Genomic DNA, 24,956 nt, shown 5'->3' on the forward strand with positions numbered 1-24,956 from the left:
CACTATGTATGTACTACCTATTAATACGCTTCTACTCTTAGTTTAGCAAATCCTCAAAAAAATAAAAAAAGAAATATACTATCTTCTTCATAAAAATAAAAAAATGAGTTATAATATTATTGTAAATATTTTTACTTTTCTGCATTCAACGAGACAAGAAAAGGATGTGATGTAATGGGATTCCCAAAAGTTGAGCGCTTGCTCATCAATTATAAAACGTTAGATGAATTCAAAAAATTTAAAGGGTGCGGAGCCCAGGAACTATCTATGCTGGAAGAATTACAAGCAAACATTATTGAAAACGACAGTGAATCTCCATTTTACGGTATTTATTACGGTGGATCACTAATTGCACGTATGAGTCTATATATGAAAAGAAATGGCGGAGAACCATTCGAAATTACAGGTCCCTACCTCGAACTTTATAAACTTGAAGTATTACCAACTTTTCAAAAACAAGGATTCGGGCAAATGCTTGTAAATCATGCGAAACAAATGCAATTCCCTATTAAAACGATAGCACGTATTCATTCAGCTGGTTTTTGGGATAAATTAAATTTCAACCCCGTATCAGTAACTGATGGAGATTTTTATATTTGGCATCCAGAAGCAAATTTGAATGCGGTTACAAACGAAGAATCAGCTTAAGAAATAAAAAAACAGCTGTATAACAGCTGTTTTTTTATTTCTTAAGCTTCTCTAACTTCTCATTCGAGCGAGCATTGTTTCTTTCCGCTACCATTACACTTCTTTTTTGATCGATATAATCAAGTAATGTTCTATACTCTTCTTCATATACTGATAACCGCTCCAGAAGACGCTCTCTTTCTGTTTGTAATGATTCAACTTGTTGTTGCAACACCGTTAAAGAGTTTTCATCTTTATAATTTTGCAAGAAATCAATAACATCATTCAACGTAATTGACATAGGTTCTAACACCTTTGTCTCTTTCACTTCATAATTTTCTACTTTACGAAGTTGCTTTGCTTCCTCAATACGTTCTTTAAATTGCTTTCTTACGTAAGAATTCCATCTAAACCCACATGCTGCTGGTGTACGAGATAAATTTTTTCCCACTTCCTTAAAGGCAGAAAGTTGTGTTCCACCTTCTCGAATATGCCGGAGTACTACTTCTGCCAGAAGCAAATCTTCATCATCAGTCCAAGCATCTTGTCTTGTTGTCGCCATCTCTCTAGTCCTCCCTATGCATTTTTTATTAAGCATATGCAGTTACTAGAAAAGATAGAATACAACAACTAAAGATTAAGACAAAAAAAATAAACGCAGAAGATATCTTCTGCGTTTATTTTCCCGCAATTACTTGCTGATTACTTCTTTACCTTTGTAAGTACCGCATGCTTTACATACACGGTGAGCTAATTTCGCTTCACCACAGCTTGGGCACTCTACCATACCAGGTACTGATAATTTGAAATGCGTACGACGCTTTCTTTTTACTGTTTTAGAAGTTCTTCTAAAAGGTACAGCCATTCTTCCCACCTCCTTAAAAGAAATAGTTATTTTCATATGAAGGCCTGAACCAGTCTTCCGATTATTTGTCAAAAAACTTTGCAAGTCCTGCCAATCTTGGATCAACAGTCTTTTCTTTGTCTTCTTCCGAAATCACTTGCCAGTCTTGACCTTGCGTCGGTGCTCCACCAGAAACATCATCACTGAAAATTTGCATTGGAATCTCCAAAAGTATATTTTCCTTGATTACGGGCAGTAAGTCAAGTACTTCTCCTTCTAAAGAGTGAATTTCAGCTTCAGTTTCAAATTCTTCTTGTGAAGTTTGGAACACCTCAGTTGTTTTAATGTCAAATGGTAATGTCACATCTACTAAAGAGCGAGAACATGGTAAAACCATGCTTCCAGTTATATGTAGATGAAACGTAAACTTACCGGAGCCAAAATCAACTCTTCCCGTTACATGAACAGGATTAATTTCACGAATATCTTTCTCGACCTCTTTTAGCTCACTTACATCTACCATCTCATCCAATGTCAATCCTTTATTTCTCAATTTATTCAATTGATGGATGGACCATTTCATATCATATCACCTCAAGGCAACAAACAAAATTATAGCTAGCCATTTTATATTTGTCAATGTTTTTTCTTTACACTATAATGAAGTCATCATAGTAAATAATATATAGAGTATCACGTTTTTCAAAAAGATGCTACATCGAAAGGAGAGATTACCATAAAAGCTGGTGGTATTGTTGTTGAATATAACCCTTTTCATAACGGTCATCTTTATCATGTGCAACAGACAAAAAAGTTAACACAATCCGATATAATAATTGCCGTTATGAGTGGTCCTTTTTTACAGCGTGGTGAGCCCTCACTCATTTCCAAATGGTATCGCACTAAAATGGCCTTAGCAAACGGCGTAGACCTTGTTGTAGAGCTTCCATACGTCTTTGCAACACAAAAGGCTGAAACCTTCGCAAATGGTGCTATTTCCATTTTAAATGCTCTACGTGTTTCTGAAATTTGTTTCGGTAGTGAGGATGGACAAATCGAAAATTTTTATAATACCATCTCCGTACAAAAAAACGAAGAAGAGACTTTTAACTGCCTTGTAAAACAATTCATGGGCGCTGGTAATAGTTATGCAAAAGCAACATCGGATGCTTTCTCACACATTTTAACATCCGAAAAAAACATAGATATGTCACAACCAAATAATATTTTAGGCTTCCAATATATGAAAGCAATCCTGTCACAAAATAGCTCTATACAAGCTCAAACTATAAAAAGATTTGCCGCTCATTATCATGATGAAACATTTAGTGACCAACATATTGCAAGCGCGACAAGCATCCGAAAACAACTCTTTAGCGAAGAAGGATCATTTACAGCAATTGAACCTTTTCTCCCACAGGCAACCACTTCGCTTTTAGCAAATTACAAACAAAACTACGGGATATTACATAATTGGGAACAATACTTTTCATTTTTCAAATATAAACTCATGACGATGTCTCCAGGGGACTTACGACATATATATGAAATAGAAGAAGGTTTAGAGCATCGTATTTTATCAAAAATACAAAACAGTTCCTCCTTCTATTCATTCATGGAAGCATTAAAAACAAAACGTTATACATGGACTAGATTACAAAGAGCTTGTACACACATTTTAACAAACACAACAAAAGAGGAAATACGTAGCGCAAATATAGAACAACACGCACCATATATTCGCCTGCTAGGCATGTCACAAAAAGGACAAACTTATCTTTCAAAAAACAAGAAAAAAATCGAACTTCCAATCCTTACTCATACAAAAACATTTGACCATGCCGCTTTAGATATAGAGAAAAAAGCAAACTCTGTATATTTCTCCATCATGCACGAACCGTTACGCACGCAACTATTAAAACAGGATATAACACACCATCCTATTCGCTATGATGAAACATCTACAAAATTCCTATAAAAAAACCTCTCTATTTCAGAGAGGTTTTTCCTTATCCATCTTTTCTAAATATGTTAACGCATCATCCAGCGTATCTACTGGTACAATTTTCATTTTTGTTTTAATATCCTTTGCAGTCTCAAGTGCATCTTTATAGTTCGATTTCTCCGCACCTTTTTCATTTGGCGCAAAGAACACTTCAGCCCCGGCATCGCTAGCAGCCACCACTTTTTGATTTATACCACCAATCGGGCCCACTTCTCCTTTTTCATTAATTGTACCTGTTCCAGCTATTTCATGTCCTTTGGTTAAGTCTTCTTCCACAAGTTGATTATATATTTCTAATGTGAACATTAAACCTGCAGATGGTCCACCAATTTCATGAGAATTAATTTTCACTTTCGGATCGACCACTAATTCTCTTTCCGTAACGATAGAAACACCTATACCGACACGTCCATTCCCATTAGGAATCGTCTTTACATTTAAATTCTCTTTCAATTGTTTTCCATTTCTCATGTACTCAATACTTACAGCATCGCTTTCTTTTTTTCCAGTCATATATTCAATAAATTGCTCCGTCTTTTCAAATGTCTTTCCATCAACAGCTATAATAACATCACCAAGCTTAAGCTTTCCTTCTGACGGCATTCCTTTTGCCACACCAGCAACTAATACACCTTTATTTTCAAAAGATACTGAGCGATTTGCACGTTTATATGCATTATAAATTGCTGCATTTTGTGAATCTTTCATCGCATAATTTTGGCGAAATTGATATTCTTCATCACTCTCACCTTTTTGCAATATTTCTTCCGCTTTCGAAATATGTGTATATTTATTAAACTGTGCCGCTATTAAATTCACCACATTTGCTGGTCCCATTGAAACCGTAACAAGCATAAAATCACCAGATTCTTTCGTTCCACCCTCAACTTGAACGTAAGGCTCTAATTTGGCAGCCATTCCTGGTTTTGTTACATAATACGGTAAACGTACGTAAACAAGTAACATCGCCAATATAACCCCTATTAAGATTGCATATATAAACCGAAAACGCTTAAACATTATGTTTCTCCTTCCACTGCTCAATTAATAAATAAATATTTGAAACATGTTTTTCTGCTTCTACTTCTCCAACTCGAATAATATCTTCAATGTTTGTAAAAGCACGTGAACTAAATTGCTCTACAGCTGGTCGCATCATTAAATCCGATGCAATTTGCCGATTCATTACAAGCTCATGCTGCATAATTTCAATACTTTGCATGATTACGTCATAAATGGACGTAACATCGCCATTCACCTTAATTGGAGATACATCAACAGCGATAACAATATCGGCCCCTAACTCTTTCACAACCGATACTGGGATGCGATCAATGACTCCACCATCCACTAATAATCGTCCATCTATTTTTTCTGGTACAAACACTCCAGGAACAGATATGCTAGCCCTCACCGCATCTGCAACTGGCCCACTTGTAAAAACCACTTTTTCCCCCTTCAATATGTCAGTAGCCACAACAGCCGTCGGGATATCTAACTCTTCTAAATTTTTATTATATGTAAACATTTTAATCATATCTTTGACACGTTTTCCAGCAATAAATCCCATTTTCGGTACCGTGAAATCTAAATAATACTTCCGCTTAAAAACAGATGCCAATTTATACAATCTTTCAACGTTACTACTTGCCGCATAAAACGTACCTATTAACGCCCCCATACTACTTCCTGCAATCATGTGAATAGGGATACCCGCTTCCCTTAAAACCTTTATTACACCAATATGAGCAAACCCTTTCGCTCCTCCAGACCCAAGTGCTAAACCAATCTTTGGTTCTTTCATTTTTCTCACCCTTTAATTTTTTTCATTCCTTTTTCATACTTATGGTCTAAATTCACTACGTATCCACGTATACTGAAATGAACGTTTTTTGGGACAAAGGGGGATTTACTTACATGTATGAAAAATGGAAAACCGCTTTCCTTACCATATCAACGCTATTTTTAACCTTTTCTCTTGTACTCCACCCCCAAGCCGCTTTGCAAGCTTCTATTCGCGGGTTAAATATATGGTGGGAAGTTGTATTCCCTTCACTACTACCGTTTTTCATCATTGCGGAACTTCTAATTAGTATCGGTGTTGTAAAATTTATTGGCGTTATATTAGAACCACTCATGCGCCCACTTTTTCGCGTTCCAGGGATAGGCGGATTTGTTTGGGCGATGGGAATGGCTTCTGGTTTCCCTGCAGGCGCCAAATTAAGCGCTAGACTACGAAAAAGCAATCTTTTAACTCAGATTGAAGCGGAGCGCCTCGTTTCTTTCACAAATTCTTCTAATCCACTTTTTATTTTCGGTGCTGTTTCTATCGGTTTTTTTAATAATCCGAAATTAGGAATTATATTAGCCGCTGCCCATTATTTCAGTAACTTTGCTGTCGGATTAATTATGCGTTTTCACGGCGATAATACCGCTTACAAAAATAATACACACACTACAAAAAAACGTCGTTTTCAAAACCCTTTTTTAATTCTCCACGAGACGCGCTTACAAGAAAAAAGACCAATTGGTAAATTACTTGGGGATGCAATTGTTTCTTCTATTCAAACATTACTTATGATTGGTGGATTTATTATTTTATTCTCTGTGTTAAATAAAATGATTACTGTATTCCACATTACAGCAGCTCTTTCTTTTATTATGCAATATATTTTATCATTCTTCCAACTAAGTACAGATTTTAGTATACCTATATTATCAGGTATTTTCGAAATGACACTCGGAAGCCAAATGATTAGTCAAATAAATGAAACACCGCTCTTACAACAAGCTATGGTAACAAGCTTCATTTTAGCATTTAGCGGTCTTTCTATTCAGGCACAAATTGCTAGCATATTAGCTGAAACAGATATCCGATTTAAACCCTATTTTTTCGCACGAATTATTCAAAGTATCCTTGCCCCTATTTTTACATTTGTATTTTGGACACCGTTTTATGAGAAAGTGAGTTCTTTCTCACCTATGCCACAAGATATTCCTGTATTTTTATCCAAGCACCCTTCTATACTACATGAAATTTGGACATCTTTTATACATTACGGACCAATTTTCACATTATTTTGTCTATACTTATATGTAATTTTATTATTTTTGCGCACGTATAAAGAAAAACCCCGTTCACTTTAACGGGGTTTGAAACTTTTCTTTTAAAGCACGCTCTACAATAGGAGGTACAAGATCTACTACACTTCCTCCATACCTCGCAACTTCTTTCACAATACTCGAACTTAAAAATGAATATTGGTTGTTTGTCATAATAAAAAATGTTTCAATATTTTCATCTAATTTTCGATTCATAGAAGTAATTTGCATCTCATATTCAAAATCAGAAACTGCTCGTAAACCACGTAATATTGCATTTGCATTACGCATCTTTGCATACTCTACTAATAGCCCACTATGCGAATCTACTTTTACATTCGGGATATCTTTTGTCGCTTCTCGAATTAGTTCTAATCGCTCTTCAACTGAGAAGAATGGTTTTTTTGATGAATTGTTTAAAACGACTACGTACACTTCATCAAATACTTTTGCTCCCCTTTTAATAATATCCAGATGCCCAAGGGTAATTGGATCAAAACTTCCTGAAGAAATAGCTATACTTGTCATTCTGTCCCCTCACCTTCATACTTATAAATCGATATTGCAGTAATCCCATAATTCTCAGCTCGTACTTTTACAAGCCTACCTATTGAATTAGGTAAAACCACATCATTACCATGCTCTGCCATAATTAATCCATCACTATGCAGCAATCCATGTTGATCCATTACACTAATTAAAGATACAATTTTTTGCTCTTTATATGGAGGATCTATTAATATAAGATCGAATGACATTTCACGTTTTATTAACGCCTTTACTGCACGTTCCGCATCATTTCGATATACTTCAGCTTGTTCCTGTATTCTACAACTTTCTAAATTTTGATGAATTACTTTTATCGCTTTACTATCCCGATCAACAAAAATTGCTTTATCGATCCCTCTGCTCAAAGCTTCAATTCCAAGAGCACCGCTACCACCAAATAAATCAAGGGCGATACCACCATCAAAATAAGGACCTATCATATTAAAAATAGATTCTTTTACTTTATCTGTCGTTGGACGTGTTGTATTACCAGGAACCGCTTTAAGTGGGTGTCCTTTACATTTTCCTGAAACTACTCTCATCTGTTGTCACTACCTTTATTTCAATCTATCGAGGGATTATTGAAAGCCATTTCCACTTCGGTAACCGCTAACAAACCACATTCACCTAACTATAGGAAAACTCGGCCTTAAATAACCTCTCGTTATTTATATATATTCATCTCATCATTCACTAATATGAACCCAATATGTATATTAGTTCCACTTTATCTTTTTTATCCTATCACAAAATAAAAAAAAGAAAAATAAAAAGCCCAACATAAAATTTAATTTCATTATGTATATCTTCATTTAGATTGGACATAAATAATTATAACAACATCACCTTCGATGTTGTTGCCAACCGCGGAGAAGACTTACGTTTCCCCATAAGTTCTTCCTCCGGTTTCTCCTCTCCCTTTGCCTTCTTACTAGTACATGCTAGTATAAGAAGGGCCCTGCTATGCAGGGTTTTTTTTCTTTGTGTGCTTTTCATTTAAAAAGTGAAATGGTACAGTAAAAGAAAGAGGAGGAAAAGATATGATTCAACGCTTTATAGAACTTGGAGAAGGCTACTCTGATTTATATGAATTACTTGAAATTGCCAAAACAAATCAAGAACGTATAGCACATATGTTACAATTTGAAACGATAAAAAACGATAAAAAAGTGTGTTCGCTTGTTGTAATATTAAAACCAACTACTACTGGTGATTTCCAACCATTATACATATGTCGTGAAGGCATTCCTTTATTTGAAAATAAAAAAAGTAAACGTGTCATTTTATTTGAAGAAACGGCAGAACAACTTGGGAAAAAAGTGGCTACCTTTACTGTAAAACCATCTACAACTTTCCCAGAAAAAGAACTATTTTTTAATCATTTAATTGGTATTTTACGAATGAACAATTTCATTCCTCCGATGAAATAACACGTTATTTCAAGTGAAAAATCCCCCGCTAAATTTAGCAGGGGATTTTTTCTATTAGCTATAATCGTATTCTTTTGCTCGATCAGGACGGGAATTTTCAAATTCCGTTTTTAAATACGGGCGATACGACTGTTCTATCTTTTTCACAAAAGGAAGTTTGTTCAACTTATGCATCATATGCTCAATTTGTTCCATATCACAATATACTACAGCATATTTTAATCGTTTTGATATGTAATGTATGTTACCATATTTCCTTAAAATCTTGGCATGTTTCAATGAATGTAAATAAACAATCATACTTTGTCGTTGCCCGAACATAATCTTCTCCATCTTCTCCTTTTAAAAACATATATTTTATATTCTATGAAAACCGATCAGAAATTTATAACATTACAGGACAAACTCTGTATACGTTTTCTTCCAACTTCTAAAAAACGGGGTACATCACCCCGTTTTTTTACAACCACAACCTCCGCCAGTACCACAACCTCCACCACAGCCACCAGCATCAAAGAATGGATTTCCTGTTGGCACTTTAATGGAAGCAGACACTTCCGAACCGATTGCTACACTAACTTCGTCTAATAACTTCTGCAAAGCAGTTTCTGCTCTTTTAAAAGCTGCAACCTTATCATGTAAGTCCACAGAACGCTTTAATTCTCTCATTTTCATCGAAACGGTAGTATAGTCAGGATGGTATTTTCCAAAACGCTGTACTTCCTCATACCGTTCTTTCATCGCTGTAAATTGCTGAATTAGCTTCTGAAGTTCCATATCTTCATGTAATTCTCTATAATACTTACGATAATCTTCTGCTATATCTGAACAGATAATCGCTTTTGCAAGCTGCTCTGCCTTATCTAATATTAATACGCTTTCTAGCGTCGCTACAATCATGAGAGACACCTCCGAGTATCCATCATACCACATTTAGATTAGAACTACTAATTGAAGTGACTTACTCAAAAGAAAGATATAATGAAACTATTTTTACACTATATCCGTACACACTTATACATTAATATGTTCCGCTATATTATATTTAAGAACATCCCATTTTCCACTATTTTGTTTCACATAACTAATGCACGCATTTTTTAATGGTGTCTTAAATGTAATTTCATCTGGTTCAATGGCATGTAAAATCGCTTTTATCGCGTGTGAGTGAGCAACAATAATAATACGTTTGCCAAAATGAGTTGTCGCAACATCTTCTAAAGCAGCAAAGCAACGAGCTACAATCTCTTCATCTCGCTCCATACCTTCTACTTTACCTTCAGCAATCAACTCTCTAACAGCCGCAACCGGCTTCCCTGAAGCTTCCCCAAAATTCCGTTCAACAAATCGCTCATCTAATAAAATCGATTGTAATCCAGCTGCCTTTGCAATTTCATTAGCCGTTTCTTGCGCTCTAATTAACGGGCTACTTATAATGATATCCCACGTTTCTTTTTGTAAAGCAGCTGCACTTTGACTCGCTTGCTTCTTACCAACTTCATTAAGCGGAATATCTTCTCGTCCCTGAATAATTTCTTGAAAATTCCAATCAGTTTGTCCATGTCGTACTAAACAAATTTCCGTCATGCTGCAACTCCTTTTTAAATAATCAATCTCTATTGTAACAAAAGTTCTGCATGACGGACATATTTTTCACTTCCAATTAGGTTGCATTTTGTTGCTTCATATACTGAAACATATCAATCATAATCGAAGCAACGGCCAATTGATTTTGAAACTTTTCCACTTTATCTGGTATTGTTTTTTTGAAATGTTGCATCGCCGCTAACTCAAAAGCCTCTTTTTCTTCAGGATTTCGTGTTAATTTTCTATACCAGTATGGTTGTTCTCTAATATAGCGAGATAAATCCTCATCAGCCTTTATAAACTCCATAATTTCTGCTCTCATCATCTTTCCCCCTAATCCTTTTGAAAGAAAAACGGGTTATTTTCTGAAGTACTTTGCTCTTGCTGCGTACGGTTACCTTGAAATTGCTGAATAACTTGTTGCACGCTCCCAATTGCACTCGTCACATTAGCTAAATGGTTCTGCATTTGTTCCACGTCCAACTTTTTAAAAAAAGAAAGCATTTGCCCCATCACATCAGCAGTTTTTTCCTCTTCAGTTCGATTATCTTTTTCTTTTTTATTTTCTTTTACCGAAGAAAACGCAGGCGCTCCATCCGGTCTATACGTTGCCCATATTGGGTCCTCTTCACCAAGTAAGTACCATTCTTCATAAAATTGTTGCCATGTTTTGTGACCACTTCTAACCTCATGAACCATTTTAGGGTGATGGTTTACAAATTCTTTAAACTGTTGAACCGATGGATGTAACGGTCCTTTTGTTGTTGGCATAATCCTCACCTCTCCATGTATATCTACTATATAGTAAGAAAAAAAAGGCGCATGGTTCGCCTATTTTTAGACGATTCATGCACCTTTTTTTCTCCTATTTGCATACGGTCAGATTCCCACCTACAATTCAGTGAATACGAAGTAACTAATTTGGTGATGTAACACCCCACCGCTTACAGTTTCGCTTTATTTTCGAATAAAGTTTTGTGTATAAAATTTATCGTATACACCAACACCTAATCCTGTAAATTGTTCATTTAATAAATTCTTTCTATGCCCCTCACTATTTAACCACCCTTGCACTGCCGCAATTCCATCACTATGTTGCGCCGCTATGTTCTCACCAGCAAGTTGAAATCCTACTTTCCCGCGCTGCAAACGATCTCCTAGCGTACCTAATGTAGGTGAGTCATGAGAAAAATAATTATTGTCTTTCATATCTTTACTGTGACCAACAGCAACATCTGCTGTTTCCTGATCCCATGTTAGTAATGGTAATTTATGACGACTTCGAATGATATTTGTTAAATCAAAAATTTGTTGCATATTCCCATTTTCTACTTGTTTTATTTTTTCCGGAGTCAATGGTTGTTCTACTATTAATTCACCTGAATAAACGAGCTGATACGGTCTTTGGCGTAATAAAGTTTCATCATCCATATAACGAACACCAACAAGCTCATGTGTAAATTGATCAAAATACAATTGCGCCCATCCATCTTCTACAGGTATTAACGGTTGTTCCATGACTTCGGTATCAGATAGCTCAAATTGATAACTATTTTTCCCTCTTTTTAATGAAATTTCATGCGAAAGCGGACTTTTTTTATATACTTCTTCATATTTTTCATTTATATAATAAGGTAGAACCTTAACTTGTTCACCAGCTGCGTACGCCGTTACAACTTTACGTTCAGAAACTCCAAATTGAACATACTGAGTTAAATCCTGGTTGTATACCCACCATTCATATCCGTATGCAGATGGCTCTATTCGAGAGGGTTCTCCCCACTTCGCTAATAAGTTTTCAGAGTCTTCACCAATCATATTTAAAACAGTATCTGGGGAGTCTTCCTTCATTTGCTTTTTCTTTTTCACAATTTTATTTTCTTGCTTTGATTGAGATGGGGTTAATATATATTGTGAAACGAGTAATTTCCCGTATAAATCAACAGCTAAAATTAAAAATGTAATCATTACGATACGCAATAATTTCTTCAAACGATATACCTCCTGAACAAAACATAAAATTGAGATATACACAAATCCATTTCTTTCTTTTTGTGTGTACCGTACTCTTTTCACTATATCATATTTTTGTGAAAAAAGTCTGGATTATCCCTTTTCTCTCAATATGAATTGCACTTTCTTATTATTCATACTATTATAAAAATAATGGTGTAACATTAAAAAAGGAGGTATTATATGCAATTTACAAATACGAAATTTAATGGAGCCGTCGTTGAATTAACTCTTTTAACTGAAATCATGGAAAACAACCACTTCGTACTTGCTGGACAGTGGGATTATGAACGGGTTACATACGATTATAAATTTGAAATATTAAAGGATGTTTATTATTTACGAGTACAAGGAGTTGCTATTGAAGGTGACATTGGCAGTAGACATGCTGAAGTAAAACTACTTCCCCCCTTATTAGGAAAACATTATTATCCTCACGGCGTTGAATATGGTGATGATGAGACTTTCCCAACGAATGTACTTCAAAAAAGCGAACAACTCCTACAAAATGTCGAAAAAGAGTTAAAAGAATTTCAAATTATTGATTAACAAAAACAAGCGCATCAATATGATGCGCTTGTTTTATTTCCCTTCCCTAAGAATGAATCGTTTTTTTTACTGGATATCCATAAATAGATCCATCTTTTACTTTAATCTCCTCTTCCCAAGGAACCTTATATTTACCTTCAGCTAAATCTTTTACAAACGTATATGGATTTTCTTTCACCCCACCAGGAGTTGCTACATATCCTCTTGAACCTAGATTATATATATTATTTTCCAATCCCCATCCTAATCTAGCTTGATCTGCTAGTTCTGGATATACTTCAGCAGTAACAATCTCCCAAGGATTTCGATGTCCCTGTACTAAAGTAGTCCCATCAAAATTACATACTTGTCCTTCACCAAAGTAATAAAATACACCATCATAACCCGCTAAGTTTACCGACAATGTATACATTAAATTCTGCCATGCATTTGAACGATTGGTTAGCATCCATTGTTCACTAACTTGTGTACTATATCCAGAAATACGAATTAAGACATTTGCACCTTTATAGGCCGCTTCACGAGCTACTTCAGGGAACATACCATCATGACAAATACAAACAGCTAATTTACTTCCTCCAGGTCCATCACAAACAGGTAAGCCTAAATCTCCAGCTTTCCAAGGCTCGACTGGCACCCAAGGATTTAGCTTACGATACTTCAAAATCATCTCACCTTGTGGATCAATAATAACTGCGGTATTATATGGCTCTCCACCATCAGGATTTTTCTCCATTATTGAAAAAACACCATATACTTTAGATTCTTTACATGCCTCAGCAAATAAGTCTGTTTCCGGCCCAGGCACTGTACATAAAAATTCTTCTGTAGTCCATTTTTTTGTATTTAGCCCTTGTGTACTATATTCAGGAAATACTATCAATTCTAATCCAGGGTAACCTGATTTGGTCGAATGAATTGTTTTTATGATTTGTTGAATTTGTTTATCAATGTCTGCACGTGACTCTACTACTGGTACTGGATATTGAATTAGTGCTGTCAAAAAACCACTAATCGGCTTTACCATACTTCCACTACTACCCATTTAAACTCCCCCTTAAAATAGTTCGTATTTATTAAATATAAAAATATATATTTGTAACTCTCTAAAAAACTTGCACTACACATGGAATTATTACGCATGAAAACTAGTAGTAAATTTTATATCCACTTTTAGTACACGCCTACACTAACTTAACATTAATAGTTGGAAAATTCAATCTTTTTAAAGTGACTAAGTAAAAAAGCGTATGGAATCCCATACACTTTTTTACTTAGTCTGTAAATATGGCGGCAATTGTTGCAACTGCTCCTTATCCTTTTCACGTTCTCTACGTGCCCATCTAAAGAATACATAACCTATAATTGTACCGTACACTATTTCCTGGACAATTTTCATTATGATACCACCAGTTTGCTGGTCTTGTACGACTGGCATCCAGTGCAAAAATTCTGGTCCCGTTATATTTAAATCAGATAAAGTACCCGCTGGTACACATAGTTCCATCGCTTTCATCCAAGCAGCCGGATCCGTATACGTTGCAAATAGCGGGGCTGTTGCAAAAATGATTAACGCACAAGCAGGCGTTAATAATATGCCGTTAGCAAACATATAACCAAGTTTCTTTATATCACTTAACGTTTGATATTCTGGTAATGGATTTAACATCGGCCACCACATCATGATTGCTGTAAAAAACAATATAGCGAGACAAATAGGATGAGCTATTTGACTTTGTTTTACTGTATCAAAAACAACTGGTAAATGATAAAAAGAAAACAGGCCGTTAAATACAAACAACGCAATAAGTGGTTTAGCAAATGCCTTTAATATAACTTGAACGAACTTAAAAGAAGTAATATAACGATATAACCAAATTGGTATACCAAGCAACAGTAACGGTGGAACCGCAATATACATGACTGCCATTTCAAACATATGAGCACTAAATATAATATGGCCAATTAAATCAATAGGCCCTCCCTTTACAAAATACAAAAGAACAATACCAGTCGTAAAATAAAAAATTTGCTTCTTACTTACCTTCGTCGCATTTTCAAATCGCATTCTATATGGCCCAATAATTAAGAAGTACCCAATAAGAATCGAAAGCATAAATAATAAAAAGATTGGACTCCATAAAGCCTGAAAACCAAATATCCACAAGTTACTCATTTTCACACCGACCTTCGTAAGGTTATCTCATAATATGAAGAGGGAGCTGTGACAACACAAGCTCCCTTATTTTTCACTTTTCAAATCCACACGATTGTCATAAAAGCTAAAATTGTAATTAACCCTATTAGCAAACCAGAGTAAAGAAAGAAACTTGCTGCTTCATGTCCTTTATGACTCATATGCATAAAATAATACAATTGAAAAATTACTTGTACCACTGCTAATAGTAAAATAAACGGTACAGAGAAAGTCGGACTAAAAGTTTTTGGATACGCCACTGCTACAAATGCAACTAATGTTAAAAAAATCATTAATGCAAACGTAATAACTTGATGCCTCATTTCCTCCGCACTTTTTCTCTTCCGATAAACAAGATCAACTTTAGGATTATTCGTTTGCTTTATCGCCATTGTTTATCCCACCATTCCCATTAAATATACTACAGTGAAAATAAACACCCAAACTACGTCAATAAAGTGCCAATAAATCGATGCAACATAAAACTTCGGTGCATTGTATAAATTTAGACCTCTCTTCGCATTTCTAAAGATTAATGTTAAAATCCAACATAACCCAAACAATACGTGGAGTCCATGTGTACCAACAAGAGCATAAAACGCAGAGCCAAAGGCACTACTTCTCATAGTATGCTTAAATTCATGTGTATAATGATAAAACTCATATATCTCAAACCCTAAAAACCCTAAACCTAGCAATACAGTTACTAGTAACCAAAGTTGCATTTTCTTAAAGTTAAAGTTTTTCATGTGATACATCGCATATACACTCGTTAAGCTACTCGTTAATAAAAGCATCGTCATAATAAAAACGAGTGGCATTTGGAACATCTCTTGAGATGTTGGTCCACCATTTGTAGAATTCTTTAACGCTAAATATGTGCCAAATAAGGAAGCGAACAACACTGTTTCGCCTCCAAGAAATAACCAAAAACCGACAAACTTATTTTTCCCTTCAAGGGTTGCTTTTTCAGGCTCTGCTGGAAATGTTTCATTCGTTAATTTTTCATCTACATGCATTATGCCTTGCCCCCCTTATCATCTAAATCTTCTTTATGAATATGATATCCATGATCATCGATTACTGAACGTAGGAACATTGCGCCAAATGTAATGATTAAACCAATAATTGCTACTAATAACCAAAACTTATCTTTTCCGCGCTGCATATACATCGCACCAAATGCCGCTATAAACAATCCGAAAGAAATGACAAATGGTGAAAACGAAGGATTTGGCATATGAATATCACCAACTGGTTCCGCTGCTGTCATCTCTTTATTACCTTCACGTTTTTCAATCCAAAACGGATCTAATCCGCGAACAAATGGTAATTGTTTAAAGTTATATTCTGGTGTCGGTGCCGGCATTGTCCATTCTAATGTACGTGCATCCCACGGATCACGACCAGCTTTTTCTTTTGATACTGTCGTTTTAATTACATTGAATAAAAGAACAATCGTTCCAAGAGCCATAAATACCGCTCCGATAGAACTAATCATATTCCCCATTTCCAACCCTTGCCCTTCAAGATATGTGTAGTAACGACGCGGCATACCAATCAAGCCAAGGAAATGCTGAATAAAGAACGTTAAATGGAAGCCGATAAAGAATAGCCAAAACGTTATCTTTCCTAATGTTTCATTTAATACTTTATTAAACATCAGTGGCCAATAATAATGAGCTCCTGCAAGTAAACCAAATACAACACCGCCAACGATTACATAATGAAAATGCGCTACTACGAAATAGTTATCATGAAATTGATAATCAGCTGGTGCAGATGCTAGCATAACCCCTGTAACTCCACCCATTACGAATGATGGAATGAAAGCTACTGCCCACATCATTGGTGTCGTGAAGCGAATACTTCCGCCCCACATTGTAAAGAGCCAGTTGAATATTTTAATACCGGTCGGAACTGCAATCGCCATTGTTGCAACTGAGAAAATAGCATTTGCAACTGGACCAAGCCCAACTGTAAACATATGGTGAGCCCATACCATAAATCCTAAAAATCCAATTAATACTGTCGCAAACACCATCGACGAATAACCGAATAATCGTTTTTTCGAAAATGTCGCGAAGATTTCCGAGAATATTCCGAAAGCTGGAAGTATAAGAATGTATACCTCTGGATGACCAAAAATCCAGAATAAATGCTCCCATATAATTGTATTCCCGCCCAGCGCTGGATTAAAGAAACTTGTTCCAAATAAGCGATCTAACATTAAAAGTCCTAATCCTACAGTTAACGGCGGAAAAGCAAATAATATAAGCGAAGATGTTACAAATGTCGTCCATGTAAACATCGGCATACGCATATACGTCATCCCTGGCGCACGCATATTAATAATGGTTACAAGGAAGTTGATACCTCCAATTAATGTACCAATACCTGAAATTTGCAAGCCAAGTACATAGAAATCAACCCCATGACCTTTAGAGGCTAAAGCTAAAGATGCATAAGATGTCCATCCTGCATCAGGTGCTCCACCTAAAAACCAACTTAAATTTAAAAATACTCCACCAAAGAAAAATAACCAAAATCCGAGTGAATTCAAAAACGGGAACGCAACATCACGTGCACCAATTTGAAGTGGTACAGCGGCGTTCATAAATGCAAACACGAGTGGCATAGCTGCGAGGAAAATCATTGTTGTACCGTGCATCGTTAATACTTGATTATAAGCATCCCCAACAAGAAAAGCGTTGTTAGGAATCGCTAATTGAAGGCGAATAAATAGAGCTTCTATTCCGCCTATTACAAAAAACAATCCACCTGCAATTAAATAGAGAATGGCAATCTTTTTATGGTCTACTGTCGTTAAATAATCCCATATGACAGCACCCATCCCCTGTTTTTTTGCTACAGAACTCACGTTTTCAACCTCCCCTTCGCGAATAATCCCTCTTTACTTTTCAACTTTTAACGTTTGTAAGTATGCATTTAATGCATCAATTTGATCATCCGTTAAGTTGCCATATTTGCCAGTCATTTTGTTTCCTGGCTTCATATTTTCAGGATCTTTCAGCCATTTTTTTAAGTTTTCTTCATTGTTTTCGGCAATACCGGCAACCATATCGCGATCCGCAAAGTTTGCTAAGTTTGGTGCGATACGAGCGGAAGGTGGTCTACTATCATTAGATCCAACTGCGTGACAACCAATACAGCTTTTATTAAATATTTCTTGGCCCTCTTGCGCCTTTGTTGAAGCTACTTCTTTCTTCCCATCAATCTTCTTCATATCAGCAAGCCATTTTTTGTACTCGCTTTCATCTAAAGCTTTCACTTTAAATTGCATTAAAGAATGTGATGGACCGCAAAATTCGGTACAAAAACCATTATAAGTGCCCGATTTATCTGCCTTTAACCACATTTTGTTCACATTGTCTGTATTTGTATCCATTTTCCCTGCTAAAGATGGAACCCAAAATGAGTGTTTAATATCGGCACCCTTCAAATTTAAATACACTTTCTTACCTGTGGGGATGACCAAATCTTGCGAAGTTACTATCTTTTCTGATTTGTAAGAAAATTCCCACCAATAAAGATTCGCTGTTACATCAACAACGATAGTATCTTTATCAATATTCTTTTTCTCCATCGCACTTACATCAGCAAGTTTGAATGTATATGTAACCGTTGGAACAGCTAAGATTAGTAAAAGAATAATCGGAATAACTGTCCATATAATTTCTAGCTTGTGATTCCCTTCAACTTGCTCTGGAATATGATCTTCCTGGCCTTTCTTTTGGCGGAAACGCACAATTACATACAAGAAAATAATAGTAACTACTAGCACTACTCCTACCATGATTGCACTCGCCAGTAGAAGTAAATCATATTGCATTTTTGCTACTTCTCCTTGCGGAATTAAAGTAGATTGAAAGGCTTTACCGCATCCCCCTAACAGTAAAGCCAGCAGTGAAACGAACGAAAGCAGTCGCCACTGTTTCTTCATACAAACAACCCCCACTTTCCTTGTGAATTAGATTGTACTTTATAGTTAAGTAAAGTAAATCTCAACGTAAAGAAATCCAATTATGTCGTTGTCTTAGAAGAATGTAACTACAATCATTGATACAAATAAGATTGTTAAATAATTTAGGGAATAAACAAACATTTGCACGGACCATTTGATGTCATCTTTCTTACGGAAGCCATAAAATCCTAAAACGATCCATCCGATGTTAAGCAGTGTTGCAATTACCATAAATGTTATCCCTAGTCCACTCATATAAAATGGTAGTGGTAATAAACATACTGTCCAAATCATAATTTGGCGTTTCGTAATTTCAAATCCATGAACTACAGGAAGCATTGGAATTCCTGCATTTCGATATTCATCAACACGTTTCATCGCTAATGCAAGGAAATGTGGGATTTGCCAAATAAACATAATTAAAAATAACATCCAAGCAATTGGATGACCTAAAGATGGATCGATTGCTGCCCATCCAATTAAAGGTGGAACTGCTCCAGATATACTACCTACAACAGTATTTAGTGTATACTTTCTCTTTGTCCATAAAGTATATAGGACAACATATGTGAAAGCACCAATAAATCCCATTAAAACTGCCATTGGTGTTGTTAATAATAAGAATACAAATCCAAGAAGTAATATAACTAGTCCAAATGTAAGTGCAAATCCTGGTTTATACTTTCCAGTAACCGTTGGACGTGTCTTTGTTCTTTCCATTAACGGATCGATGTCTCTATCGATGTAGTTATTTAAACAACATACCCCCGCCATAATTAATCCTGAACCAACGATTGTAAAAAATAGTTTATCCAGATTGTCCATCACACTTAATCCATTAAAGTGTAATGCCAACCAAAATCCTGTAAATACAGTAAGTGTATTTGAGTTTACAATCCCCATTTTAACGAGTGCTGATAAATCTTGTAACCGAGTTGTTTCCGGTACACTTGTAACAGCGGACTCATCATGCAGCTCACTTGTTGCATGGTTCATCACTCTAACCCCCTCTTAAAACTTTCATCTTTCTTTTTGCGCCTATTTCAAATGAAATAATTCGCTTCTATATAGCAATATTATTACAGTAGAAACATTGTTAACCCATTCTACTACTAATCTACGCCCATACTCCAATATATTAAATCATATTTCCCGAACATTTTGTGAAGAAAACATGAACTTTTTGTGTCGAATATAAAAAACTTCATTCTGACTTGTCCTTATCATAACATGATGTTACCTTCTATAATAAACTATTTTGTCCTATTTAACACGTATTCTCCCCATTTCTTTTCAAAATAGCCTATTTTCCAACCAATTTTTTCCTTGTGAACCCTGTTTTTACACCTATTTTCTCTCCCTTTCCTTCCCCCTCCATTTCTTTGCTATTTTATTATTTTTTATATATCATAGGAACTAGCGCGTTTTATTCTATACATAATGGAATGAAAATATTTCGCAATAACTTCATAGCAGAAAGATGGTGAAAGAGATTGCAACGCTTTATTAAATGGTTAGCAGTCATTACAAGCCTTGATTTATTAATAGTTTTATTAGGAGGCGCTTTAGTTACAAAAACAGGTTCTGGTCAAGGTTGTGGTAAATCATGGCCACTTTGTAACGGTGAATTTGTTCCATCTAATTTATCAATGGAAACTATTATTGAACTTAGCCACCGATTAACATCCGGATCAGCTGGAATTCTTGTCACACTCCTTTGTATTTTGTCCTGGAAATATTATAAACATGTGCGTGAAACAAAAACGTTAGCAATTTTATCCTTCGTATTTTTAGTTGCACAAGCATTAATGGGAGCAGCAGCAGTTGTTTGGGGACAAATGCCAGCTGTACTTGCTATCCATTTCGGTATTTCCTTAATTTCATTTGCTTCTGTCATTTTATTAACGTGTCTTATCTTTGAAATTGACCAAAAATTTGATGCACGTTCACTTATTATGGACAAAAAAATGAAATTTCATATTTATGGTGTAACAATTTACAGTTATATCGTCGTCTACACAGGCGCTTTAGTACGTCACGAACGAGCTAGCTTAGCCTGTCCAGACTTTCCTTTATGTAGCAAAAACAGACCTATGCCAACTCAACTACATGAATGGGTTCAAATGGGCCATAGAGTTGCAGCGATGTTAATTTTCGCTTGGATACTATACGCGATGATTCTCGCTATCCGCCATTACAAACAGCAACCTGTAGTATATTGGGGATGGATCATTTCATTTATCCTTGTTACACTTCAAGCTGTAGTAGGAGTTTTAGTTGTATTTACAAACGCTAGTTTAGCAATGGCATTGTTACATTCTCTATTCATTTCTTGCTTGTTTGCCGTACTATGCTATTTAGTTATGTTAGGAACAAGAAGTAAAGTGAATGCAAAAGAAGCCGAATCAACTTCTAAACAAACAAAATAATTTAAAACTAAAATCCCTTGCCAATTCGGCAAGGGATTTTTTGCAATAAGAAAAGAGCTGTATTTACACAGCTCTTTTCTTATTTTAGTGATCTAATTCAATAAGTAAATCACCTGTTTGAATTGCATCACCATCGTTAACATATACTTTTTTCACTTTACCATTAAACGGCGCTTGAACTGTCGTTTCCATTTTCATCGCTTCTGTAATTGCCATAGAATCGCCTTTTTTCACTTCATCGCCTTCTTTTACAACTACTTTAATTACCGTTCCTGGCATCGTTGCACTAATATGATTTGGATTCTCACGGTTTCCTTTCACACGTTGTGCAACTGTTGCTTTTACACTCTCGTCTTTCACGATAATTTCACGTGGTTGACCGTTAAATTCCAAGTAAAGAACACGGTGTCCATCCGGCTGTGGTTCTCCAATTGATACAAGTTTAACCATCAATGTCTTACCCTGTTCAATTTCTACATCAATTTCTTCACCTAGTCTCATACCATAGAAGAACGTCGGTGTATCAAGTACAGATACATTTCCATAAAGCTCAGCAACTTTTTCATAGTCCATAAATACTTTTGGATATAAAGCATATGCAACTACATCAAAAATCGTTACTTCGCGTCCAATTTTATGGAATAATTCTTCTTTTAACGCTTCAAAGTCTACTGGCTCTAGTAATTCACCTGGTCTTACTGTTAATGGCTCTTTTCCTTTTAAAATAATCTTTTGTAATTCTTTCGGGAAACCACCGTACGGTTGACCTAAATCACCCGAGAACATTTCAACAACAGACCCTGGGAAGTCCATCGCATGCCCACGCTCTAAAACATCCTGTTCTGTCAGATGGTTTTGAACCATAAATAATGCCATATCACCAACAACTTTTGATGATGGCGTTACTTTTACAATATCTCCAAACATGTCATTCACACGGCGGTACATTACTTTCACTTCATCGAAACGATCTCCTAAACCAACGGCTTTCGCTTGTTGCTGAAGATTACTATACTGCCCACCCGGCATTTCATGCATATATACCTCTGTATGAGGCGCATTCATACCACTTTCAAACGGTGCATAGTATTTGCGTACATCTTCCCAATAATGAGATAGTTTTTCTAAAGAATCTATATTAACATCTGGTTGTCTTTCGTTTCCGCCTAACGCATAGTATAGCGTGTTGGCACTTGGTTGTGACGTTTGACCAGCCATAGAACTCACTGCTACATCGACGATATCAACACCTGCTTCAATTGCCTTCGTATACGTTAATATACCATTTCCACTCGTATCGTGCGTGTGCAGATGAATTGGAATCGACACTGTCTCTTTTAATGCAGAAACTAAATCATATGCTGCATTTGGTTTTAGTAAGCCCGCCATATCTTTAATACCTAAAATATGAGCTCCTGATGCTTCTAACTCTTTTGCTAAATTTTTATAGTAATTTAAATCATATTTACTACGCAGTGGATCATGAATATCTCCTGTGTAGCACATTGTTGCTTCTGCAATTTTACCAGTGTCTCGTACAGCATCAATTGCAACTCTCATGCCTTCCACCCAGTTTAAGCTATCAAAAATACGGAATACATCAATGCCAGCTTGAGCAGAACATTCCACAAATTTTTGGATTAAATTATCTGGATAGTTTTTGTATCCAACTGCGTTTGAAGAACGAAGTAACATTTGGAATAACACGTTCGGCATTTTTTCACGAAGATCTAGTAATCGTTCCCATGGATCTTCTTTTAAGAAACGATACGCAACATCAAACGTTGCACCGCCCCACATTTCCGCTGAGAATAGGTTCGGTAACATTCTCGCTGTTGGCTCCGCAATTTGATGTAAATCTTTTGTACGAATACGAGTTGCAAGTAATGACTGGTGTGCATCACGGAATGTTGTATCCGTTAAAAGTACACGTTTTTGATCCTGTACCCATTTTACTAATCCGTCTGCTCCACGCTCGTCCAAAATTTGTTTCGTTCCATTTTGAATTGGCTCTGAATGTTTTAAACATGGAATACGAGCATCTGGGAATATTGGTTTTTCTTTTTTCCCTACTCCTGGGAAACCATTTACTGTTACTGTGCCAATATAATTTAACATTTTTGTTCCACGGTCTTTACGTTTCGGGAACAAGAACAGTTCCGGTGACGCGTCAATAAACGACGTATCATATTCCCCTGATAAGAAGTTTTTATGTTTTACTACATTCTCTAAGAATGGAATATTTGTTTTAATACCACGAATACGGAATTCTTTTAAGTTACGTTCCATTTTTGCAGCAGCTTGCTCAAAAGTAAGTGCCCAAGTTGTAACTTTTACAAGTAAAGAATCGTAGTACGGTGTAATAACTGCACCTTGGAAGCTATTTCCTGTATCAAGACGCACACCAAAACCACCGCCTGATCGATACGCCATAATTTTTCCTGTATCCGGCATAAAATTATTTAGCGGATCTTCAGTTGTTACACGAGATTGAATTGCAAATCCATGCACAACTACTTCCTCTTGCTTCGGCACACCTACCATTTTGCTATGTAATGAATGTCCATCAGCTATTAAAATTTGTGATTGAACGATATCTACTCCTGTAATCATTTCTGTAATCGTATGTTCTACTTGAACACGTGGATTTACTTCAATAAAGTAAAACTCATCATCTTTTACAAGGAATTCTACTGTTCCTGCATTTAAATAGTTTACATTTTTCGTTAACTTCACAGCAGCATCACAAATACGCTGACGCAAATCATCTGAAAGTGATACACTCGGTGCTATTTCTACAACTTTTTGATGACGACGTTGTACAGAACAGTCACGCTCGTATAAATGAACAACATTACCTTCTTCATCTGCTAAAATTTGTACTTCTATATGTTTAGGTTTTTCAACGAATTTTTCGACGTAAACTTCATCATTACCAAAGGCTGCTTTCGCTTCTGATTTCGCTCGATTATATGATTCTCCTAATTCCTCACTAGTACGCACAATACGCATACCACGACCGCCACCACCAAGGGACGCTTTAATAATAATCGGGTAATCATACTTTTCAGCAAATTTTTCGACTTCTTCTAATGAATCTACTGGACCATCACTACCAGGTATAACTGGAATTTGTGCTAGCTGCGCTTGTGTTCTTGCTTTCACTTTATCTCCAAACATATCTAAATGCTTACTTTTTGGACCGATAAAGATAATTCCTTCTTCTTCGCAACGTTTCGCGAATTGAATATTTTCTGACAAGAAACCATATCCAGGGTGGATTGCATCTACATGATTACTTTTTGCAATCTCAATAATGCCTTCAATATCTAGATAAGCATCAATTGGTTTTTTTCCTTCCCCAACTAAATAGGACTCATCGGCTTTATAGCGATGATAAGAACCACTATCCTCTTTAGAATAGATTGCAACTGTTTTTAATCCTAGTTCCGAACAAGCTCGAAACACACGAATTGCAATCTCTCCACGGTTAGCTACCAATACTTTTTGAATACGTTGCAGCTTTGTCATGATTTTCCCCCTCTACTTTCCTACCACTCTAGAGATAAAATATATACACACCTTAAAAAGCGTGAAGTTCTTCACTTTCCACATTATATTATACTTAGAAAGCTTCAC

27 protein-coding genes are annotated in these 24,956 nt (G+C 35.9%); 6 read left to right on the forward strand and 21 right to left on the reverse strand.

Annotated elements, in window-relative coordinates; genetic code table 11:
* The first annotated feature begins 174 nt into the window (after window positions 1-174).
* Window positions 175-648, forward strand: a complete 474-nt coding sequence (locus F3I02_RS11370) for an N-acetyltransferase (RefSeq protein ID WP_000506692.1) — start codon at window positions 175-177, stop codon at window positions 646-648.
* A 34-nt stretch (window positions 649-682) separates the two neighbouring features.
* On the opposite strand, the gene F3I02_RS11375 is transcribed toward F3I02_RS11370, so the two are convergent.
* The 3 genes from F3I02_RS11375 to F3I02_RS11385 all read right to left on the reverse strand — a co-directional run bounded on the left by F3I02_RS11375 (window position 683) and on the right by F3I02_RS11385 (window position 2,054).
* On the reverse strand, window positions 683-1,189 hold the full coding sequence (locus F3I02_RS11375; protein WP_000246464.1) for an RsfA family transcriptional regulator: 507 nt from the start codon (window positions 1,187-1,189) through the stop codon (window positions 683-685).
* 129 nt (window positions 1,190-1,318) lie between these two features.
* The gene (gene rpmF / locus F3I02_RS11380; protein WP_001984764.1) at window positions 1,319-1,492 is read right to left on the reverse strand and encodes a 50S ribosomal protein L32; all 174 of its coding nucleotides are present in this window, start codon (window positions 1,490-1,492) and stop codon (window positions 1,319-1,321) included.
* Window positions 1,493-1,553: 61 nt separating this feature from the next.
* Window positions 1,554-2,054 carry a YceD family protein gene (locus tag F3I02_RS11385; protein WP_000872149.1) on the reverse strand — a complete coding sequence of 167 codons (501 nt, stop codon included), beginning with the start codon at window positions 2,052-2,054 and terminating at the stop codon, window positions 1,554-1,556.
* Window positions 2,055-2,267: 213 nt separating this feature from the next.
* Between F3I02_RS11385 and F3I02_RS11390 the strand changes: the two genes are divergently transcribed.
* Window positions 2,268-3,449, forward strand: a complete 1,182-nt coding sequence (locus tag F3I02_RS11390; protein WP_002164157.1) for a nucleotidyltransferase — start codon at window positions 2,268-2,270, stop codon at window positions 3,447-3,449.
* A gap of 15 nt (window positions 3,450-3,464) precedes the next feature.
* Here F3I02_RS11390 and F3I02_RS11395 read toward each other — a convergent pair whose 3' ends face one another.
* Together F3I02_RS11395 and F3I02_RS11400 are read right to left on the reverse strand one after the other, a co-directional pair.
* Window positions 3,465-4,496 carry a SepM family pheromone-processing serine protease gene (locus F3I02_RS11395; RefSeq protein ID WP_000476298.1) on the reverse strand — a complete coding sequence of 344 codons (1,032 nt, stop codon included), beginning with the start codon at window positions 4,494-4,496 and terminating at the stop codon, window positions 3,465-3,467.
* Entirely contained in the window at window positions 4,489-5,280 is a 792-nt protein-coding gene (locus F3I02_RS11400; RefSeq protein WP_000662590.1) for a patatin-like phospholipase family protein, read from the reverse strand. Before F3I02_RS11400 ends, F3I02_RS11395 begins: the two co-directional genes overlap by 8 nt.
* Window positions 5,281-5,393: 113 nt before the next feature.
* Here F3I02_RS11400 and ylbJ point away from each other — a divergent pair, with 113 nt between their 5' ends.
* Window positions 5,394-6,623, forward strand: coding sequence for a sporulation integral membrane protein YlbJ (gene ylbJ / locus F3I02_RS11405; RefSeq protein WP_000273081.1), 1,230 nt, complete (start codon window positions 5,394-5,396; stop codon window positions 6,621-6,623).
* Here ylbJ and coaD read toward each other — a convergent pair.
* Window positions 6,615-7,106 carry a pantetheine-phosphate adenylyltransferase gene (coaD, locus tag F3I02_RS11410; RefSeq protein ID WP_000200601.1) on the reverse strand — a complete coding sequence of 164 codons (492 nt, stop codon included), beginning with the start codon at window positions 7,104-7,106 and terminating at the stop codon, window positions 6,615-6,617. The genes ylbJ and coaD overlap by 9 nt on opposite strands.
* The gene (gene rsmD, locus F3I02_RS11415) at window positions 7,103-7,669 is read right to left on the reverse strand and encodes a 16S rRNA (guanine(966)-N(2))-methyltransferase RsmD (RefSeq protein ID WP_196478008.1); all 567 of its coding nucleotides are present in this window, start codon (window positions 7,667-7,669) and stop codon (window positions 7,103-7,105) included. Before rsmD ends, coaD begins: the two co-directional genes overlap by 4 nt.
* Before the next feature lie 498 nt (window positions 7,670-8,167).
* Between rsmD and F3I02_RS11420 the strand changes: the two genes are divergently transcribed.
* A complete protein-coding gene (locus tag F3I02_RS11420) occupies window positions 8,168-8,557 on the forward strand; it encodes a DUF7147 family protein (protein ID WP_196478009.1) in 390 nt (129 codons plus the stop codon).
* 54 nt (window positions 8,558-8,611) lie between these two features.
* On the opposite strand, the gene F3I02_RS11425 is transcribed toward F3I02_RS11420, so the two are convergent.
* The 6 genes from F3I02_RS11425 to F3I02_RS11450 form a co-directional block, all read right to left on the reverse strand.
* The gene (locus F3I02_RS11425; protein WP_002082261.1) at window positions 8,612-8,878 is read right to left on the reverse strand and encodes a YlbG family protein; all 267 of its coding nucleotides are present in this window, start codon (window positions 8,876-8,878) and stop codon (window positions 8,612-8,614) included.
* 126 nt (window positions 8,879-9,004) lie between these two features.
* A complete protein-coding gene (locus F3I02_RS11430; protein ID WP_000634363.1) occupies window positions 9,005-9,457 on the reverse strand; it encodes a YlbF/YmcA family competence regulator in 453 nt (150 codons plus the stop codon).
* A gap of 114 nt (window positions 9,458-9,571) precedes the next feature.
* Window positions 9,572-10,144, reverse strand: a complete 573-nt coding sequence (locus F3I02_RS11435; RefSeq protein ID WP_000134949.1) for a histidine phosphatase family protein — start codon at window positions 10,142-10,144, stop codon at window positions 9,572-9,574.
* A 76-nt stretch (window positions 10,145-10,220) separates the two neighbouring features.
* A complete protein-coding gene (locus F3I02_RS11440) occupies window positions 10,221-10,466 on the reverse strand; it encodes a YlbE-like family protein (protein ID WP_001200990.1) in 246 nt (81 codons plus the stop codon).
* An 11-nt stretch (window positions 10,467-10,477) separates the two neighbouring features.
* Window positions 10,478-10,915, reverse strand: a complete 438-nt coding sequence (locus tag F3I02_RS11445; protein ID WP_001143346.1) for a YlbD family protein — start codon at window positions 10,913-10,915, stop codon at window positions 10,478-10,480.
* Between the two features lie 186 nt (window positions 10,916-11,101).
* On the reverse strand, window positions 11,102-12,136 hold the full coding sequence (locus F3I02_RS11450) for a CAP domain-containing protein (RefSeq protein WP_196478010.1): 1,035 nt from the start codon (window positions 12,134-12,136) through the stop codon (window positions 11,102-11,104).
* A gap of 204 nt (window positions 12,137-12,340) precedes the next feature.
* Between F3I02_RS11450 and F3I02_RS11455 the strand changes: the two genes are divergently transcribed.
* On the forward strand, window positions 12,341-12,706 hold the full coding sequence (locus F3I02_RS11455) for a YugN family protein (RefSeq protein ID WP_001160946.1): 366 nt from the start codon (window positions 12,341-12,343) through the stop codon (window positions 12,704-12,706).
* Between the two features lie 46 nt (window positions 12,707-12,752).
* Here F3I02_RS11455 and F3I02_RS11460 read toward each other — a convergent pair whose 3' ends face one another.
* From F3I02_RS11460 to ctaB, 7 genes are all read right to left on the reverse strand, one after another.
* The gene (locus F3I02_RS11460) at window positions 12,753-13,751 is read right to left on the reverse strand and encodes a formamidase (RefSeq protein ID WP_000535803.1); all 999 of its coding nucleotides are present in this window, start codon (window positions 13,749-13,751) and stop codon (window positions 12,753-12,755) included.
* A 225-nt stretch (window positions 13,752-13,976) separates the two neighbouring features.
* Window positions 13,977-14,882, reverse strand: a complete 906-nt coding sequence (ctaG, locus tag F3I02_RS11465; protein ID WP_000069029.1) for a cytochrome c oxidase assembly factor CtaG — start codon at window positions 14,880-14,882, stop codon at window positions 13,977-13,979.
* 80 nt (window positions 14,883-14,962) lie between these two features.
* On the reverse strand, window positions 14,963-15,295 hold the full coding sequence (gene ctaF / locus F3I02_RS11470) for a cytochrome c oxidase subunit IVB (protein ID WP_000985708.1): 333 nt from the start codon (window positions 15,293-15,295) through the stop codon (window positions 14,963-14,965).
* Window positions 15,296-15,298: 3 nt separating this feature from the next.
* Window positions 15,299-15,922: a cytochrome c oxidase subunit III gene (ctaE, locus tag F3I02_RS11475; RefSeq protein ID WP_000557861.1), complete on the reverse strand. Its 624-nt coding sequence runs from the start codon at window positions 15,920-15,922 to the stop codon at window positions 15,299-15,301.
* On the reverse strand, window positions 15,922-17,757 hold the full coding sequence (gene ctaD, locus F3I02_RS11480) for a cytochrome c oxidase subunit I (protein WP_196478048.1): 1,836 nt from the start codon (window positions 17,755-17,757) through the stop codon (window positions 15,922-15,924). Before ctaD ends, ctaE begins: the two co-directional genes overlap by 1 nt.
* Window positions 17,758-17,817: 60 nt before the next feature.
* Window positions 17,818-18,867 carry a cytochrome c oxidase subunit II gene (gene coxB, locus F3I02_RS11485; protein ID WP_000745265.1) on the reverse strand — a complete coding sequence of 350 codons (1,050 nt, stop codon included), beginning with the start codon at window positions 18,865-18,867 and terminating at the stop codon, window positions 17,818-17,820.
* Between the two features lie 93 nt (window positions 18,868-18,960).
* Window positions 18,961-19,884 carry a protoheme IX farnesyltransferase gene (ctaB, locus tag F3I02_RS11490; RefSeq protein WP_001015061.1) on the reverse strand — a complete coding sequence of 308 codons (924 nt, stop codon included), beginning with the start codon at window positions 19,882-19,884 and terminating at the stop codon, window positions 18,961-18,963.
* Between the two features lie 497 nt (window positions 19,885-20,381).
* Between ctaB and ctaA the strand changes: the two genes are divergently transcribed.
* Window positions 20,382-21,317, forward strand: a complete 936-nt coding sequence (ctaA, locus tag F3I02_RS11495; RefSeq protein ID WP_001188744.1) for a heme A synthase — start codon at window positions 20,382-20,384, stop codon at window positions 21,315-21,317.
* Between the two features lie 84 nt (window positions 21,318-21,401).
* Here the strand turns inward: ctaA and pyc are convergent, their stop codons facing one another.
* A complete protein-coding gene (pyc, locus tag F3I02_RS11500; protein WP_000164057.1) occupies window positions 21,402-24,848 on the reverse strand; it encodes a pyruvate carboxylase in 3,447 nt (1,148 codons plus the stop codon).
* Between the last annotated feature and the right edge of the window lie 108 nt (window positions 24,849-24,956).

The sequence above is a fragment of the Bacillus sp. SRB3LM genome (genome assembly GCF_015712745.1).
Taxonomy (GTDB): Bacteria; Bacillota; Bacilli; order Bacillales; family Bacillaceae_G; genus Bacillus_A; species Bacillus_A thuringiensis_K.